Annotated in this window: 14 protein-coding genes, 1 pseudogene and 1 other annotated feature; of the genes and pseudogenes, 12 read left to right on the top strand and 3 right to left on the bottom strand. The window is 64.6% G+C overall.

What is annotated here, in order from left to right; translation table 11 throughout:
* Nucleotides 1–178: 178 nt before the first annotated feature.
* The 6 genes from AN401_RS06150 to AN401_RS06125 all read left to right on the top strand — a co-directional run bounded on the left by AN401_RS06150 (nt 179) and on the right by AN401_RS06125 (nt 6,190).
* A complete protein-coding gene (locus AN401_RS06150; protein ID WP_094038982.1) occupies nt 179–1,021 on the top strand; it encodes a DUF72 domain-containing protein in 843 nt (280 codons plus the stop codon).
* 183 nt (nt 1,022–1,204) lie between these two features.
* Nucleotides 1,205–1,933 (top strand): carboxy-S-adenosyl-L-methionine synthase CmoA, encoded by a 729-nt coding sequence (cmoA, locus tag AN401_RS06145; protein ID WP_094038983.1) that lies wholly within the window; start codon nt 1,205–1,207, stop codon nt 1,931–1,933.
* Nucleotides 1,930–2,940 carry a tRNA 5-methoxyuridine(34)/uridine 5-oxyacetic acid(34) synthase CmoB gene (cmoB, locus tag AN401_RS06140; protein ID WP_096778817.1) on the top strand — a complete coding sequence of 337 codons (1,011 nt, stop codon included), beginning with the start codon at nt 1,930–1,932 and terminating at the stop codon, nt 2,938–2,940. The genes cmoA and cmoB overlap by 4 nt, the downstream gene beginning before the upstream one ends.
* Complete coding sequence (locus AN401_RS06135; protein WP_094038985.1) at nt 2,933–3,703, top strand: ATP-dependent zinc protease family protein; 771 nt, start codon at nt 2,933–2,935, stop codon at nt 3,701–3,703. Before cmoB ends, AN401_RS06135 begins: the two co-directional genes overlap by 8 nt.
* Before the next feature lie 8 nt (nt 3,704–3,711).
* The gene (locus AN401_RS06130; protein ID WP_094038986.1) at nt 3,712–5,226 is read left to right on the top strand and encodes an inactive transglutaminase family protein; all 1,515 of its coding nucleotides are present in this window, start codon (nt 3,712–3,714) and stop codon (nt 5,224–5,226) included.
* Nucleotides 5,219–6,190, top strand: coding sequence for an alpha-L-glutamate ligase-like protein (locus AN401_RS06125; RefSeq protein WP_096778816.1), 972 nt, complete (start codon nt 5,219–5,221; stop codon nt 6,188–6,190). Before AN401_RS06130 ends, AN401_RS06125 begins: the two co-directional genes overlap by 8 nt.
* Nucleotides 6,191–6,418: 228 nt before the next feature.
* On the opposite strand, the gene rluB is transcribed toward AN401_RS06125, so the two are convergent.
* Genes rluB through rnm form a run of 3 tightly spaced genes read right to left on the bottom strand, consistent with a single transcriptional unit; the run spans nt 6,419 to nt 8,817 of the window.
* Nucleotides 6,419–7,342 (bottom strand): 23S rRNA pseudouridine(2605) synthase RluB, encoded by a 924-nt coding sequence (rluB, locus tag AN401_RS06120; RefSeq protein ID WP_094038988.1) that lies wholly within the window; start codon nt 7,340–7,342, stop codon nt 6,419–6,421.
* 9 nt (nt 7,343–7,351) lie between these two features.
* Nucleotides 7,352–7,972: an L-threonylcarbamoyladenylate synthase gene (locus AN401_RS06115; RefSeq protein WP_094038989.1), complete on the bottom strand. Its 621-nt coding sequence runs from the start codon at nt 7,970–7,972 to the stop codon at nt 7,352–7,354.
* A gap of 20 nt (nt 7,973–7,992) precedes the next feature.
* Nucleotides 7,993–8,817 (bottom strand): RNase RNM, encoded by an 825-nt coding sequence (gene rnm / locus AN401_RS06110; RefSeq protein WP_094038990.1) that lies wholly within the window; start codon nt 8,815–8,817, stop codon nt 7,993–7,995.
* 109 nt (nt 8,818–8,926) lie between these two features.
* Nucleotides 8,927–9,029, top strand: a sequence feature (Trp leader region).
* A 177-nt stretch (nt 9,030–9,206) separates the two neighbouring features.
* On the opposite strand from rnm, the gene AN401_RS06105 reads away from it, so the two are divergent.
* From AN401_RS06105 to trpA, 6 genes and pseudogenes are all read left to right on the top strand, one after another.
* Nucleotides 9,207–10,757, top strand: coding sequence for an anthranilate synthase component 1 (locus tag AN401_RS06105; protein ID WP_096778815.1), 1,551 nt, complete (start codon nt 9,207–9,209; stop codon nt 10,755–10,757).
* Nucleotides 10,750–11,334, top strand: a pseudogene (locus tag AN401_RS20115) (aminodeoxychorismate/anthranilate synthase component II); the annotation flags it as partial. The gene AN401_RS06105 and the pseudogene AN401_RS20115, both read left to right, overlap by 8 nt.
* 9 nt (nt 11,335–11,343) lie before the next feature.
* Nucleotides 11,344–12,339 carry an anthranilate phosphoribosyltransferase gene (trpD, locus tag AN401_RS20110; protein ID WP_232513440.1) on the top strand — a complete coding sequence of 332 codons (996 nt, stop codon included), beginning with the start codon at nt 11,344–11,346 and terminating at the stop codon, nt 12,337–12,339.
* Nucleotides 12,333–13,721, top strand: a complete 1,389-nt coding sequence (trpCF, locus tag AN401_RS06095) for a bifunctional indole-3-glycerol-phosphate synthase TrpC/phosphoribosylanthranilate isomerase TrpF (RefSeq protein ID WP_096778813.1) — start codon at nt 12,333–12,335, stop codon at nt 13,719–13,721. Before trpD ends, trpCF begins: the two co-directional genes overlap by 7 nt.
* A complete protein-coding gene (trpB, locus tag AN401_RS06090) occupies nt 13,718–14,911 on the top strand; it encodes a tryptophan synthase subunit beta (RefSeq protein WP_094038994.1) in 1,194 nt (397 codons plus the stop codon). The genes trpCF and trpB overlap by 4 nt, the downstream gene beginning before the upstream one ends.
* Nucleotides 14,908–15,714: a tryptophan synthase subunit alpha gene (gene trpA, locus AN401_RS06085; RefSeq protein ID WP_096778812.1), complete on the top strand. Its 807-nt coding sequence runs from the start codon at nt 14,908–14,910 to the stop codon at nt 15,712–15,714. Before trpB ends, trpA begins: the two co-directional genes overlap by 4 nt.
* Nucleotides 15,715–15,762 lie beyond the last annotated feature (48 nt).

Here is a 15,762-nt window from a genome sequence, read left to right as displayed (position 1 = left end):
ACTACGCGGTGGCGGTAAGATTTAAGCCGGAAGACAGAAGTTGGAAGCGGGAAGACGCTCGAGGAGTCGGCGGATTCCGCGCCGCGGTTGCAGGTCAGACCGCACATGATGTCGGACCGGCATCAGCATTTACAATCACCGCCGTGTTGCTTCCGGCTTCCAGCTTGATAGGAGAAATATGCCGTTATATCTGGGCCTCAGCCAGTGGTCCCATCCCGACTGGCCCGGCAGCCTGCTGCGGCGGGGGCTGAAAAACGCCGATCACCTGGGGGATTATGCCCGGGTGTTCAACACCGTGGAGGGCAATACCAGCTTCTACGGCGTGCCCGACCGCCACAGCCTGCTGCGCTGGGAAGCCCAGACCCCGGCCCATTTCCGCTTTACCTTCAAGTTTCCCTCCTTCGTCAGTCACCAGGGCCGGCTGGAGGAGAACATCCGGGCGGCGCTGGACTTTATCGACCACCTCGCCCCCCTGCACCCCAAGCTCGGCATGCTGATGCTGCAACTGCCCAAATCCTCGGGGCCGGAGCAACTGCCGGGGCTGTCGGCCCTGCTCAAGGCCCTGCCCCGGGACTTCGGCTACGGGGTGGAGGTGCGCCACCCCGCCTTTTTCGCCAAGGGCGAGGCGGAAAGAAGGCTTAACCGGCTGCTGCTGGAGCAGGGCGTGAACCGCATCATCATGGACTCGCGCCCGGTGTTTTCCTGCCCGCCAGACACCCCGGCCCTGATGGATGCCCAGGCCAAGAAGCCGAAGGTGCCGGTGCATGTCATCAGCACCGGCGACTGCCCCATGGTGCGCTTTATCGGCCATCCCGAGCCCGGCTACAACCAGCCCTACTGGCAGCCCTGGCTGCCGCGCCTGCGCGCCTGGCTGGACCAGGGCAAGTCGGTCTACCTGTTTGTGCACACCGCCGACAACCGGCTGGCGCCGGTACTGGCGGCGGAGATGGCCGACGCCCTGGGCGCCCCCCTGCCCGCCTTTCCCGGCCAGGCGCCGGCTCCCCAGGGCGAGTTGTTCTAAATTGGGTGAGGAGTGAAGGACTTCCCCCTCACGCCTCACGCCTCACGCCTCACGCCGCCAGGCGAAAAATAATTTGTCGCGCCTCTTTGCCGCCCGCAAGACAACACCCTGCGCTTCTTTTACAATATCGACCATTCAGTGCAGCCATTGCTGCCGTGAGCCAAGGTCGTAACCAATAGAACCATGCAAGCAAAAGATCATATTTTCGCCGCGCCCATCGCCCAGCTCGGTGATTTCTGCTTTGACCAAAAAGTCGCCGAGGTGTTTCCGGACATGATCAAACGATCCGTGCCCGGTTATTCCAATATCATTTCCGCCATCGGCATGATGACGGCCCGCTTCGCCCGGCCCGGCACCCATTTGTACGATCTGGGCTGCTCCCTCGGCGCCGCCACCCAGGAAATGCGCCGCAACCTGACGCAGCCGGGGTGCCGCATCGTCGCCGTCGACAACTCCAGCGCCATGCTGGAGCGGGCGCGCGGCCACCTGGCCTCGTACAAATCCGAGGTACCGGTGGAACTGGTGGAGGCGGATATCTGCGATATCGCCATCGACAACGCCTCCGTGGTGGTGCTCAACTTCACCCTACAGTTTATCGCCCCCGAGCGCCGGGAAGCGCTGCTGGCAAAAATCCATCAGGGACTGAACCCGGGCGGCGTCCTGATACTAAGCGAGAAGTTCAGAAGCGCCGACGACACCGTCAACGAGCTGCTGATCGATCTGCACCACGACTTCAAGCGCGCCAACGGCTACAGCGAGCTGGAGATCAGCCAGAAGCGCACCGCCCTGGAAAAGGTGCTGCGCCCGGACACCCCCGAGCAACACAAGGAAAGGCTGGCCCGGGTCGGCTTTGCCCACGTGGACCTGTGGTTCCAGTGCTTCAACTTCGGCTCCATGGTCGCCGTCAAATGATCGATTTCAGCGATTTTTACCAGCAGATCGCCAAGAGCCGGCTGCAACACTGGCTGCACTGCCTGCCGGGACAGCTGCACGACTGGCAGAAACGACACCTGCACGGCGACTTTGCCCGCTGGGTTCGTGCCCTGCACAAGCTGCCGAAGGTGGCCACCGACCATATCGAGCTGGCCGAAGGCGTCCACCTCGGTCGCCCCGGCGAAGTGTCCGACGGCGAACGGAAAAAGATAGAAAGCCTGCTGCGCCAGTTCCATCCATGGCGCAAGGGGCCCTTCGACATCCACGGTATCCATATCGACACCGAATGGCGGTCAGACTGGAAATGGGATCGGCTCAAGGAGCACATCAGCCCGCTCAGGTACCGTTACGTGCTGGACGTGGGCTGCGGCAGCGGCTACCACCTGTGGCGGATGATGGGGGCCGGCGCCGAAATGGCGGTGGGCATAGATCCCTCCCAGCTGTTCCTGTGCCAGTTCGAGGCGGTAAAACATTTCGCCAATGGTTATAAAGGGATTCAGGTATTACCCTTGGGTATCGAGGAATTGCCCGAGCTGCGCGCCTTCGACACCGTGTTTTCCATGGGCGTGCTCTACCATCGCCGCTCACCCATCGATCACCTGCTGCAGCTCAAGGCCCAGTTGCGCGGCGGCGGCGAACTGGTGCTGGAAACCCTGGTCATTGACGGCGACGAACACCAGGTACTGGTGCCCGGCGAGCGCTACGGCAAGATGCGCAACGTCTGGTTCATCCCCAGCAGCGCCGCCCTGGTCGGCTGGCTGGAGAAATGCGGTTTCGAAGGGATAAGGGTGGTCGACGAAAGCCCGACCAGCCTGGCAGAACAGCGGCGCACCGACTGGATGCGCAACGAATCACTGGCGGATTTTCTCGACCCGAGCGACACCGCCAAAACCATTGAAGGCTACCCGGCGCCCAAGCGGGCGATCATCATCGCCAACAAGCCGGTGGACCCACAGTATCAATCACAAGAGGGACATTATGAATAAAGTCGCGACATCGCTGGTATTACCCCTGTTGCTGACCGCCTGCGTCAGCCGCACATCAGAGGTGGACGCGCAGCCCGAGCCCATGCCCGTATCCGAGCAGCAGCTGCAGGCCTCGCTGGCCAGCCTGGAGGCCCGGCTGGTGGATACCATGTTCCAGCAGAACACCCAGCTCAGCAGTAATCACCATGCCTTTATGACCGCCCTGCAACAGGAGCTCAAGACCTTGAAAAAGCAACTCGAGGAGCCGCAGCTCGCCATGCCGCTGCCGCCACCGCCGCCCGCAGCCCCGGGAGACTACCCCGAAAACGAAACCCGGGACGGCAAGCTGATCGTGGGCGAAACCGAGGAAATCTGGCTGGACGCGGTCAACGACAACTTCCCGGCGCGCATCGACACCGGCGCCACCACCTCTTCCCTCAGCGCCCAGGACATCACGGTGTTCGAGCGCGACGGCAACCCCTGGGTCAGCTTCAACCTGGCTCATGAAGGGGTGGACGAGAAGCTGCCGGTGGAAACCCCGCTGGTACGCTACGTGCGCATTCGCCAGGCCTCCGCCGACAACACCGAACGGCGCCCCGTGGTGGCCCTCACCCTGCGCCTCGGCCGGTTGTCGGAGCGCACCGAATTTACCCTGACCGACAGGTCCCAGATGACCTATCCGGTGCTGCTGGGGCGCGAGTTCCTGAAAGACATTGCCGTGGTGGATATTGCCCGCCAGAACGTGCAGGGCAAGCCCAAGCGTCCGACTTCTTCCAACGAGTAAACCACGCCATGTACTCACGCAAGCCCTTTTATCTGATCGTGGCCGCCCTCTTCCTGGTCGGCCTGGCACTGATGCTGCATCGCCATTTCGTGTACGAAGTGCCCTGGCTGCCCGGTGAAAAGCGCCAGATCTGGTCCATCGAAGCCAAGGTGGAATTCGAAGCCTCCGGCCGGCCGGTGAAGGCCTCCCTGGCCATTCCCGGCAGCCAGCCCGGCTTTACCCTGATGAACGAGTCCGCCGCCTCCCCCGGTTACGGCCTGTCCTTTGTCGAGGCCAATGGCAGCACCCGGGCCGAGTGGTCCATCCGCTCCGCCACCGGCCTGCAGGAGCTGTACTACAAGGTCGACATGATGCGGGATCCCTTCGCCAAGGGGATGCTGTCGAGCCAGATCCCGGCCGTGCCCCGTCCCCAGGTGCCCGAGCCCTATGCCACCGCCATGGATCAGGTGCTGGCCATCGCCCAGGAACGTTCCTCCGACGGCATCACCCTCACCCGGGAGCTGCTCAAGGAACTGAACAACCGGGGCCAGAACGCCGAGCTGCTGGCCCAGTACAAGTCCGCCGGCCCCCTGCTGGTGGATCTGCTGCACCGGGCCGGGGTGCCGGCCCGCCTGCTCAAGGGCCTGCAACTGGAAGACGGCCGCCGCCGCCAGACGCTTATCGATCTGGTGCAGGTCTACGAGGGCGACAGGTACGAGGTGTTCCATCCGGCCAGCGGCCGCCAGGGCCACCAGGAGAACCTGCTGCTGTGGGAATACAGCTCGGCACCGGTGCTGGACCTGGTGGGCGGCAGCAACTCCCGCGTTACCTTCACCATGCTGCAACAGGAGCAGCCGGTGAACGTGGCCCTGGCGCAGAAGTTCGATCAACCCGAGTGGATCAACGTCTCCCTCTACAACCTGCCGCTGGAAGAGCAGGCGCTGTTCAAGGGCATACTGCTGATCCCCATCGGCGTGCTGGCGGTGGTGTTCCTGCGCATCATCGTCGGCGTCAAGACCTCGGGCACCTTTATGCCGGTGCTGATCGCCATGGCCTTTATCCAGACCAGCCTGCTCACCGGCCTGGTCGGCTTTTTGCTGATCGTCGGCACCGGCCTGGTGCTGCGCTCCTACCTCTCGCACCTCAACCTGCTGCTGGTGGCGAGGATCTCGGCGGTGATCATCATGGTCATCGGCATGATCGGCTTCTTCAGCATCGTCGCCTACCAGCTGGGCCTGACCGAGGGCATGAAAATCACCTTCTTCCCCATGATCATCCTGGCCTGGACCATAGAGCGGATGTCGATACTGTGGGAGGAAGAAGGCGCCAAGGAAGTGGTCAAACAGGGTGGCGGCTCGCTGCTGGTGGCGGTGGCGGCCTTCCTGGCCATGAACAACGAAGTGATCCGCCACCTCACCTTCAACTTCCTCGGGCTGCAGCTGATCGTCATGTCCCTGGTGCTGCTGCTGGGCAACTATACCGGCTACCGCCTGACCGAGCTCAAGCGCTTCAAGCCGCTGGTGGATGAGCAGAAACATGTTTAAGAACCTGCTGGAAAAATACGCCTCTCCCTTTGCCCTGCGCCGCATGGGCATCATGGGCATGAACAAGCGCAACATTTCCTATATCAGCCGCTACAACCCGCGCCGGCTCTATCCGCTGGTGGACAACAAGCTCAAAACCAAGCAGATAGCCCTGGATGCCGGGGTGACGGTGCCGGAGCTGGTCGGCGTGATCGAGTTCCAGCACCAGGTGTCCCATCTCTGGGATCTGGTCAAGGACTGGCCGGGCTTCTGCATCAAGCCCGCCAAGGGCTCCGGCGGCAAGGGCATAGTGGTGATCGAGCGCCACGACAGGACCAACTTCGTCAAGCCGAGCGGCAAGGTCGAGACCATAGGGGATCTGGAGCGGCACATCTCCAACATCCTGGCCGGCCTGTTTTCCCTCGGCGGCAAGCCCGACGTGGCCCTGATCGAGGCGCTGATCAACTTCGACGACGTGTTCGACGGCTTTTCCTACGAGGGCGTGCCCGATACCCGGGTGATTGTGTTCAAGGGCTTTCCGGTGATGGCCATGATGCGGCTGTCCACCGACGCCTCCGACGGCAAGGCCAACCTGCACCAGGGCGCCGTGGGCGTGGGGCTCGACATCAACACCGGCCGGGCCATCCGCGCGGTGCAGTTCAACCTGCCCATCCGCTATCATCCGGATACCGGCCGGGATCTGCTCGAACTCAAGGTGCCCTACTGGGAAGAGCTGCTGAGCCTGTCGTCCTCCTGCTACGAGATGTCGGGGCTGGGCTATATCGGCACCGACATGGTGCTCGACAAACAGAAGGGCCCCATGCTGCTGGAGCTGAACGCCCGTCCGGGGCTCGCCATCCAGACCGCCAACGCCGCCGGCCTGGTGCCCAGGCTGAAGAAAATCGAAAAGCTCGGCAAGAAGGTGACCATGTCGCCGGAGGAGCGGGTGGCCTTTTCCCGGCGGGAATTCGCCACCGAAGCCTGACTGGCGTGAGGCGTAAGGCGTAAGGCGTAAGGCGGGATGATGGGGCGCAGGCGGCCCGCCTGCATTAGCGCCCGCAGGGCGCTCAAATACCAGGGCCTGCCGCTGCGCGGCAAAGGCGGGCGAGCCGCCCGCGCCCCACAAAACCTCGAAAAACCAACAAAAACGGCGCCGGGATGACTCCCGGCGCCGTTTTTCTTCACGCTTCAGGCATCCAGCTTAGCGCTGCTTTCACATCCTGGTTTTGCGCTTTTGCCGCTGGCCGGTGCTGCGCGGGCGGGCGGGGGCCGGCTTCTTGGGTGCCGCGCCGGTGCCGGCGCTCTTCATGCGGGAATTGTGCTTGCGCACCGCCTTGCGGATCTGGGCCACCTGCTTGTAGCGCTCGGCGGCGTGCACGTCCACCTTGCTCTGCTCCTCCGGCGCCAGCCCCACCTCCCGGCGCAGGTAGTTCACCTGCTCCAGGGGCAGCTCGGCCCAGCCGCCCCGCGGCAGGGTACGGGGCAGGTCGATCTTGCCGTAACGCACCCGGATCAGCCGGCTCACCTGCACCCCCTGGGATTCCCACAGCCGGCGTACTTCCCGGTTGCGGCCTTCCTTCAGGGTGACGTGGAACCAGTGGTTCATGCCTTCGCCGCCGCTGTACTTCAGGGTCTCGAATTTGGCCTCGCCGTCTTCCAGCATCACCCCCTTGCGCAGCCGCTGCATCATGCCCTCATCCACCTCGCCAAACACCCGCACCGCGTATTCCCGGTCGATTTCATGGCGCGGGTGCATCAGCCGGTTGGCCAGCTCGCCGTCGGTGGTGAACAGCAACAGGCCGGAGGTGTTCACGTCCAGCCGGCCCACCGCCACCCAGCGCGCGCCCTGCAGCTTGGGCAGGCGGTCGAACACGGTCGGGCGCCCTTCCGGATCCTTGCGGGTGCTCACCTCCCCTTCCGGCTTGTGATAGGCCAGCACCCGGCAGATGATCTCGCCCTGGGGCTGGGTTTCCACGATATGGCCATCTACCCGGATCTGCTCGCTGCCGGTCACCCGGTCGCCCAGGTGGGCCACGTTGCCGTTGACGCTGACCCGCCCCATGCTTATCAGCGCCTCGATTTCGCGCCGGGATCCCTTGCCCGCCCGGGCCAGTACTTTTTGCAGTTTCTCAGTCATGTCATTCACTTATTCAAAGGGACGGCTATCGCCCGCGCCCTGGCGCACGATAACGGGAACATCGTCATAGAGATCCACCACAGTGGTGGGTCTGGGATCCAGCACACCACCGTCGATGATCAGATCCACCAGCTTTTCCAGCCGCTGCCGGATCACCTGGGGGTCGTATTCGGCCTCCTCCTCGCCGGGCAGGATCAGGCTGCAGGACATCAGCGGCTCGCCCAGGGCCTCGAGCAGCGCCAGACTGATGGCGTTGTCCGGCACCCGCAGGCCGATGGTCTTGCGCTTGGGGTTCTGCAGCCGCTTGGGCACTTCCTTGGTGGCGCGCAGGATAAAGGTATAGGCGCCGGGGGTGTTGTTCTTCATCAGCCGGAAAGCGGTATTCTCCACCCGGGCGTAAAACGACAGCTCGGAGAGATCGCGGCACACCAGGGTGAAGTTGTGATCCTTTTCAATCTTGCGGATGCGGCAAATGCGTTCCATGGCGTTCTTGTCGCCCACCAGGCAGCCGATGGCGTAGCCGGAGTCGGTGGGATATACCAGCACCCCGCCCTGGCGTACGATGGCCACCGCCTGGTTGATCAGGCGGGCCTGGGGATTGTCGGCGTGAATTTCGAAATACTGACTCATAATTCCTCCCGGAATGATTTTTAGAGAAAACGCTCCCACACGGGGCTCGCTTCTTTGGGTAGCCATAACTGCCGGCCCAGCTCCCGCCAATGGCTGGGATAATGAAAATCGGAGCCAACAGAGGCCGCAAGGCCGAAATCCTTGCTCCACTGTCCCAAGTTAGCACGCTCCTGGGGACTCTGCTGGGCCATGGACACCTCCATGGCGTCGCCCCCCGCCTCGGCGAAGGCCGCCAGCAGCTTCTTGACCCACTTGTTGGACAGGTCGTAGCGGGTGGGGTGGGCCAGCACCGCCACCCCGCCCGCCTGCTGGATGGTGGATACCGCCTCAGCGAGCGAACACCAGTCCGGCGGCGCATAGCCGGTGTTGCCCCGGCTCAGGAACTTCTGGAACACCTTGCCCATGGAGTCCGCCGCCCCCTGCTCCAGCAGCCACTGGGCCATGTGGGTACGGGTGATGGGCGCCTCGCCGGCGATGGCCCGGGCCCCTTCATAGGCGCCGGGAAAGCGCGCCTTTTCCAGCCGCTCGGCCATCAGCCGGGCGCGGGCCTCGCGCCGCCGCTGCTGGGCCGCGAGCAGCTGACCCAGCCCGTCATGCAGGGGATCGATAGCAAGGCCCACCACATGGATTTCCTTGTGCTCCCACAGGGCCGAGATTTCCACCCCGTCCACCAGCCGGATACCGTGCAACTCGGCCGCCTGCCGCGCTTCAATCAGCCCGGCCACCGTATCGTGGTCGGTCAGGGCCAGCACCTCCACCTCCTGGGCCGCGGCCCGGGCCAGCAGCTCGGTGGGGCTGAGCCGGCCATCGGAGGCGGTGGAATGGCAGTGCAGGTCGATTCGCATAAAAAATCCTGTGGTCGGGGTTGACTTGCACCCCCGAATATCGTTTAACTGTATCCAGTTTCTGATTGACGAGAAGAGCGCGATGTTTCGGCAAATTTCCACTCTGACCATCTGGTGGTGGCACACTCCCTGAAAGCGGGTGGTGTGAATTGCTGTATTCGTCTTAAAGTCTCAGCACACATAAAAGCCCGCGACCTCGCGGGCTTTTTTATTATCCAGCAAAAGGTGATGCGATGAAACCGACCCGGACCCTTTTTTGGCGATGGCAACCCCAAATCCTGTTGATGACGCCGCAACCGGCCTTTGTATCCATAACCGATGACGACATTGCCAGCCAGGTGATACTGCAAATCCCTGACGACAGACATTAACCAGACAAGGAATACCCCATGGCGCATGGTCAGCTCCACGTATTACTGCAAGATGCCCCCTATACCGGCGACCCCCTCGCCCTGTTCGCCGCGCTCACCCGCCCCGGTGACAACAGCGTATTGCTGGAGTCCGCCGAAATCGACACCAAGGCCGGTACCCAGAGCCTGCTGATGCTGGACGCCTGTGTCCGGCTGGTATGCGATCACCACAGCGTCACCCTCACCGCCCTCAACGCCAACGGCCTGCCCGCCCTGGATCTGGTCGAGCAGGAGCTCGGCGGCGAACGCCAGTCCCACACACTGGTGGTGACGGTGCCGGCCGCCGATGCCAACCTGGACGAAGACAGCCGGCTCAAGGCACCCTCGGTGCTGGAAACCCTGCGCCTTATCCTGACCCGCTTCACCGCCGACCAGGGCCAGCAGCACCTGTTTATGGCCGGCACCTTCGCCTACGATCTCATCGCCGCCTTCGAGCAGTTGCCCGAGGTGCCCGAGGGCATCAACCACTGCCCCGACTTCAGCTTCTACCTGGCCGAAACCCTGATCACCCTGGATCACCTGCAGGAACGCTGCCAACTGGCCGCCTGCGTGTTCGATCCCGCCGAGCAGGGCCGGCTGCAGGCCCGCCTCGGGCAACTGGCCGCCGCCTGCGGCGAGGTCCACGCCGAACCCCTGGCGGAGCTGCCCTTCACCGGCCAGGTGCAGGTGAACAAGAGCGATGCCGAGTTCCGCGCCGACGTGGACACCCTCAAGGGTCACATCATGGTGGGCGACATCTTCCAGGTGGTGCCTTCCCGCTGTTTCAGCCTGCCCTGCCCCAGCCCCCTGGCCGCCTACCGCAAGCTCAAGCAGACCAACCCCAGCCCCTACATGTTCTACGTCAACGATCAGGACTTCATCCTGTTCGGCGCCAGCCCCGAGAGCTCGGTCAAGTTCGACCACGCCAGCCGCCAGGTGGAAATGTACCCCATCGCCGGCACCCGCCGCCGCGGCTTCAACCCGGACGGCAGCGTCAACCTGGATCTGGATGGCCGCATCGAGCTGGAGCTGCGCCGGGACGAGAAGGAAACCGCCGAACACCTGATGCTGGTGGATCTGGCCCGCAACGACATCGCCCGCATCAGCGAGCCGGGCAGCCGCTATGTGAAGGATCTGCTGAGCGTGGATCGCTACAGCCACGTGATGCACCTGGTGTCGCGGGTGGTGGGCACCCTGCGCGCCGACCTGGACGCCCTGCACGCCTACCAGGCCTGCATGAACATGGGCACCCTCACCGGCGCCCCCAAGATCCGCGCCAGCGAGCTTATCCGCCAGGTGGAGCGCCGCCGCCGGGGTAGCTACGGCGGCGCCGTGGGCTACCTCAACGGCCTGGGCGACATGGACACCTGCATCGTGATCCGCTCCGCCTTCGTAAGCTCAGGCCAGGCCCATGTGCAGGCCGGCGCGGGCGTGGTGTACGACTCGCAACCGCAGGCGGAAGCGGACGAAACCCGCAACAAGGCGGCGGCGGTGCTCAATGCCATCGCCCTGGCCCACGGCAAGACCCTGGCGGAGGTGACCCATGGCTAACACCATTTTCCTGCTCGACAACTACGACTCCTTTACCTACAACCTGGTCGACCAGTTCCGCAGCCTGGGCACCACCGTGCGCATCTACCGCAATACGGTGCCCGTGTCCCAGCTGGTGGCGGCCATGGAGCAATGCGAACGGCCCATCCTGGTGCTGTCGCCTGGCCCGGGCACGCCCAGCCAGGCCGGCAACATGCCGGCCCTGATCGGCGCCTGCATCGGCCGCTTCCCCATACTGGGGATCTGCCTGGGCCATCAGGCCCTGGTCGAACACTATGGCGGCAAGGTGGAAAACGCCGGTGAAATCAAGCACGGCAAAAGCTCGCTCATCAGCCACAGCGGCAAGGGCGTTTTCGCCGGCTTGCCCAACCCCCTGCCCGTGGCTCGCTACCACTCGCTGGTGGGCACCAGGATCCCCACCAGCCTGTCGGTGATCGCCGACTACCAGGGCATGACCATGGCGGTGCAGGATACCGCCAAGCGGGTACTGGGCTTTCAGTTTCATCCCGAATCCATCATGACCACCGAGGGCGCCCGGCTGCTGGAGCAGAGCCTGGCCTTTTTGAGCGCACCGGAAACCCGGGCCATGGACCAGCTGTACCGCGGCGAGCACATCAGCCGCGCCCAGGCCCAGGCCCTGTTCGGCGAGTTGCTGCGCGGCGACATGGACCAGATGACCATGGCCTCCCTGCTGACCGTGCTGAAGATGAAGGGCGAAACCCCGGACGAAATCGCCGGCGCCGCCCAGGCCCTGCTGGAAGCGGCCAGCCCCTTCCCGCGCCCGGACTACGCCTTCTGCGACATCGTCGGCACCGGCGGCGACGGCATGAACACCATCAACGTCTCCACCACCTCGGCGCTGGTGGCCGCCGCCTGCGGCATCAAGGTGGCCAAGCACGGCAACCGCGGCGTCTCCAGCAAGTCCGGCTCTTCCGACCTGCTGGAGCAACTGGGCATCGACCTGAACATGAGCCCGGACACCGCCCGCCGCTGCCTGGACGAGGCCAACGTCTGCTTCCTGTTCGCGCCCAAGTATCACGGCGGCATCCGCCACGCCATGCCGGTGCGCCAGACCCTGAAAACCCGCACCATCTTCAACGTGCTGGGCCCGCTGGTGAACCCCGCCCGCCCCGACTTCATGCTGCTGGGGGTGTATTCCGAAGCGCTGGTGCGCCCCATTGCCGACACCCTGGTGGCCATGGGCCTCAAGCGGGGCATGGTGGTGCATGGCAGCGGCCTGGATGAAATTGCCATCCACGGCCCGACCCAGGTGGCGGAAATCCTCAACGGCGAGATCATCGAATACAGCATCACTCCCGAAGAGCTGGGACTCAGGCGTTACGACATCAGCGCCATTGCCGGCGGCGAGCCCAGTGAAAACAAAGCCATCACCCTGAGCCTGCTGCAAGGGGGCGGCACCCCCGCCCAGCAAAGCGTCATCGCCATCAACGTGGCGCCGCTGCTGGTGATGAGCGGCCGGGCCGAAACCCTGAAAGAAGGCGTGGAGCAGGTGCTGGCTGTGTTAAAGTCGGGCAAAGCCATGGAAGTAGCCAATAAACTGGCGGAGTTGAGCCAATGTTAAGTACCGTTCTCGGCAAGATTGTTGCCGACAAAAAAATCTGGGTCGAGGCGCGCAAGCAGGCCCAGCCCCTGGACAGTTTTGAAGCCGGCCTGATCCCGAGTGATCGCCCCTTCGAGGCGGCCCTGGCCGCCGGCCAGCCGGCCTTTATCCTGGAATGCAAGAAGGCTTCGCCCTCCAAGGGCCTGATCCGCGCCGACTTCGACATCGACGCCATCGCCGGTGTCTACGGTCGCCATGCCTCGGCCATCTCGGTGCTGACCGACGAAAAATACTTTCAGGGCAGCTTCGAGTTCGTGACCCGGGTGCGCGGCCAGGTGAGCCAGCCGGTGATCTGCAAGGATTTCATCATCGACCCCTACCAGATCAAACTGGCCCGCCACCACCGGGCCGACGCCATCCTGCTGATGCTGTCGGTACTGGACGACGACCAGTACCGGGAGCTGGCCGCCGTGGCCCGCGCGCTCAACATGGGCATACTGACCGAAGTCATCAGTGCCGAGGAAGTGGCGCGCGCGCTGCGCCTGGATGCCCGGGTTATCGGCATCAACAACCGGGATCTGCGCGATCTGTCCATCGACCTGGACCGCACCCGGGAACTGTCCCGGCTTATCCCGGACGATCGCATCGTCATCTCCGAGTCCGGCATCCATCACCACGCCCAGGTGAAGGCATTGTCCGCCCACGCCGACGGTTTTCTGGTGGGCAGCTCGCTGATGGCCGAGGACGATCTGGATCTGGCGGTGCGCCGCCTGATCCTGGGCGACAACAAGGTGTGCGGCCTGACCCGCCCCGAGGACGCCGCCGCCGCCCATGCCGCCGGCGCCGCCTTCGGTGGCCTCATCTTCGTGGCCAAGAGCCCGCGCTGCGTCAGCCTGGAGCAGGCGCAGGCCCTGATCCAGGCCGCGCCCCTCGACTACGTGGGCGTGTTCCAGAACCACAGGCGCACCGAGATTGCCGATACCGCCCGCACCCTGGGGCTGAAGGCGGTGCAGCTGCACGGTGACGAGGACGAGGCCTATATCGACGCCCTGCGCGCCATGCTGCCCGAGGGCGTGGAAATCTGGAAAGCGGTGGCGGTGGCGGATGCTCTGCCTGCCCTGCCCGCCAACGCCGACCGGCTGCTGTTCGACACCAAGGCCTTCGGCCAGAGCGGCGGCACCGGCCAGGCCTTCGACTGGTCGCTGCTGGCCACGCTCGACAAGCGCAACCTGATGCTCGCCGGCGGCCTCAACCCCGACAACGCCGCCCGCGCCGCCGCCCTCGGCTGCCGGGGGCTGGATTTCAATTCCGGCGTGGAAAGCGCCCCCGGGCAGAAAGACCCGGCCAAACTCGACGCGGCCTTCGCCGCCCTCAGACATTACGGACGCAGGAACACACAATGACCCTACTTAACCCCTTCTTCGGCGAATTTGGCGGCATGTACGTGCCCCAGATCCTGATGCCGGCCCTGCTCCAGCTGGAGCAGGCCTTTGTGGACGCCCAACAGGATCCCGAGTTCGAGCGGGAATTCCGCGAGCTGCTGTGCGAATACGCCGGCCGCCCCACGCCCCTCACCAAGGTGCGCAACCTGGTGTCCCACACCAAGACCCGCATCTACCTCAAGCGGGAAGACCTGCTGCATGGCGGCGCCCACAAGACCAACCAGGTGCTGGGCCAGGCGCTGCTGGCCAAGCGCATGGGCAAGCAGGAGATCATCGCCGAAACCGGCGCCGGCCAGCACGGCGTGGCCACCGCCCTGGCCTGCGCCCTGCTCGGCCTCAAGTGCCGGGTATACATGGGCGCCAAGGACTGCGAGCGGCAAAAACCCAACGTGTTCCGCATGAAGCTGATGGGCGCCGAGGTGATACCGGTGCACTCCGGCTCGGCCACCCTCAAGGACGCCTGCAACGAGGCGCTGCGCGACTGGGCCGCCAACTACGAGACCACCCACTACATGCTGGGCACCGCCGCCGGCCCGCACCCCTTCCCCACCATAGTGCGCGAGTTCCAGCGCATGATCGGCGAGGAAGCCAAGGTCCAGCTGCGCGAGCGCGAGGCCCGGCTGCCGGACGCGGTGATCGCCTGCGTGGGCGGCGGCTCCAACGCCATCGGCATCTTCGCCGACTTTATCGATGAAGAGGGCGTGGAGCTTATCGGCATCGAGCCCGCCGGCAAGGGCATCGACACCGGCGAGCACGGCGCGCCCCTGCGCCACGGCACCAAGGGCGTGTTCTTCGGCATGCACTCGCTGCTGATGCAGAACGACGACGGCCAGATTGAGGAGTCCTACTCGGTGTCCGCCGGGCTCGACTTCCCCTCGGTCGGTCCCGAGCACGCCTACCTGGCCTCCATCGGCCGCGCCCGCTACGAGTCCATCACCGACGACGAAGCGCTGGACGCCTTCCAGGCCCTGGCCCGCAACGAGGGCATCATACCGGCGCTGGAATCCTCCCACGCCCTGGCCTACGCCCTGAAGATGGCCGAGGCCGAGCCGGAGAAAGAACAGGTGCTGATCGTCAACCTCTCCGGCCGGGGCGACAAGGACATCTTTACCGTGGCCGAGATCCTGGAGCAGAAAGGAGTGCTGAAATGAGCCGTTACCAGTCTTTGTTCGACCGGCTGAACGCCGCCGGTGAAGGCGCCTTCGTCCCCTTCGTGACCCTGGGCGACCCCACCCCTGCCCGGTCGCTCAAGGTGATCGACGCCCTGGTGGCCGGCGGCGCCGACGCCCTGGAGCTCGGCATTCCCTTCTCCGATCCGGTGGCCGACGGCCCCACCATCCAGGGCGCCACGGTGCGGGCGCTGGCGGCCGGCACCCGCTCCGCCACCTGCTTCGAGATGCTGAAACAGATCCGCGAAAAATACCCGGAGCTGCCCATCGGCCTGCTGGTGTACGCCAATCTGGTGTACAAGCCGGGCCCGGCCAACTTCTACGCCCAGTGCGTGGCCGCCGGGGTGGACTCGGTGCTGGTGGCCGACGTGCCGGTGGAAATGGCCGCCCCCTTCAAGGCCGCCGCCGACGAAGCGGGCATTGCCAGCATCTACATAGCGCCGCCCAACGGCAACGACGACACCCTGAAAACCGTGGCGGAAATGGGCTCGGGCTACACCTACCTGCTGAGCCGCGCCGGGGTGACCGGCACCGAAACCAAGGCCGGCATGCCGGTGGACAGCCTGCTGGCCAGGCTGAAGGAATTCGGCGCCCCACCCTGCCTGCTGGGCTTCGGCATCTCCGAGCCGGAGCAGGTACGCGCCGCCGTGCAGGCCGGTGCCGCCGGCGCCATTTCCGGCTCCGCCGTGGTCAAGATCATCGAGCAACACCTGGACGATGAACAGGCCATGCTGGACGCCCTGACCGCTTTCGTGAAAGACATGAAGGCCGCCACCCGCCCATAACCAGAAGGGCCGGAGTGCATCACTCCGGCCCCGTTCACCCTCTGGCTT

This window comes from Zobellella denitrificans, assembly GCF_002407485.1.
In the GTDB taxonomy this organism is placed as follows: domain Bacteria; phylum Pseudomonadota; class Gammaproteobacteria; order Enterobacterales; family Aeromonadaceae; genus Oceanimonas; species Oceanimonas denitrificans.
Note: the sequence above shows the minus strand (reverse complement) of the source record. Positions and strands in the feature narration are given on the sequence as shown.

Excerpts from the sequence above, each read along its gene's own strand:
- AN401_RS06150 (WP_094038982.1), top strand. The coding sequence starts at position 179 with ATGCCGTTATATCTGGGCCTCAGCCAGTGGTCCCATCCCGACTGGCCC.
- cmoA (WP_094038983.1), top strand. The coding sequence starts at position 1,205 with ATGCAAGCAAAAGATCATATTTTCGCCGCGCCCATCGCCCAGCTCGGT.
- cmoB (WP_096778817.1), top strand. The coding sequence starts at position 1,930 with ATGATCGATTTCAGCGATTTTTACCAGCAGATCGCCAAGAGCCGGCTG.
- AN401_RS06135 (WP_094038985.1), top strand. The coding sequence starts at position 2,933 with ATGAATAAAGTCGCGACATCGCTGGTATTACCCCTGTTGCTGACCGCC.
- AN401_RS06130 (WP_094038986.1), top strand. The coding sequence starts at position 3,712 with ATGTACTCACGCAAGCCCTTTTATCTGATCGTGGCCGCCCTCTTCCTG.
- AN401_RS06125 (WP_096778816.1), top strand. The coding sequence starts at position 5,219 with ATGTTTAAGAACCTGCTGGAAAAATACGCCTCTCCCTTTGCCCTGCGC.
- rluB (WP_094038988.1), bottom strand. The coding sequence starts at position 7,342 with ATGACTGAGAAACTGCAAAAAGTACTGGCCCGGGCGGGCAAGGGATCC.
- AN401_RS06115 (WP_094038989.1), bottom strand. The coding sequence starts at position 7,972 with ATGAGTCAGTATTTCGAAATTCACGCCGACAATCCCCAGGCCCGCCTG.
- rnm (WP_094038990.1), bottom strand. The coding sequence starts at position 8,817 with ATGCGAATCGACCTGCACTGCCATTCCACCGCCTCCGATGGCCGGCTC.
- AN401_RS06105 (WP_096778815.1), top strand. The coding sequence starts at position 9,207 with ATGGCGCATGGTCAGCTCCACGTATTACTGCAAGATGCCCCCTATACC.
- trpD (WP_232513440.1), top strand. The coding sequence starts at position 11,344 with ATGGACCAGCTGTACCGCGGCGAGCACATCAGCCGCGCCCAGGCCCAG.
- trpCF (WP_096778813.1), top strand. The coding sequence starts at position 12,333 with ATGTTAAGTACCGTTCTCGGCAAGATTGTTGCCGACAAAAAAATCTGG.
- trpB (WP_094038994.1), top strand. The coding sequence starts at position 13,718 with ATGACCCTACTTAACCCCTTCTTCGGCGAATTTGGCGGCATGTACGTG.
- trpA (WP_096778812.1), top strand. The coding sequence starts at position 14,908 with ATGAGCCGTTACCAGTCTTTGTTCGACCGGCTGAACGCCGCCGGTGAA.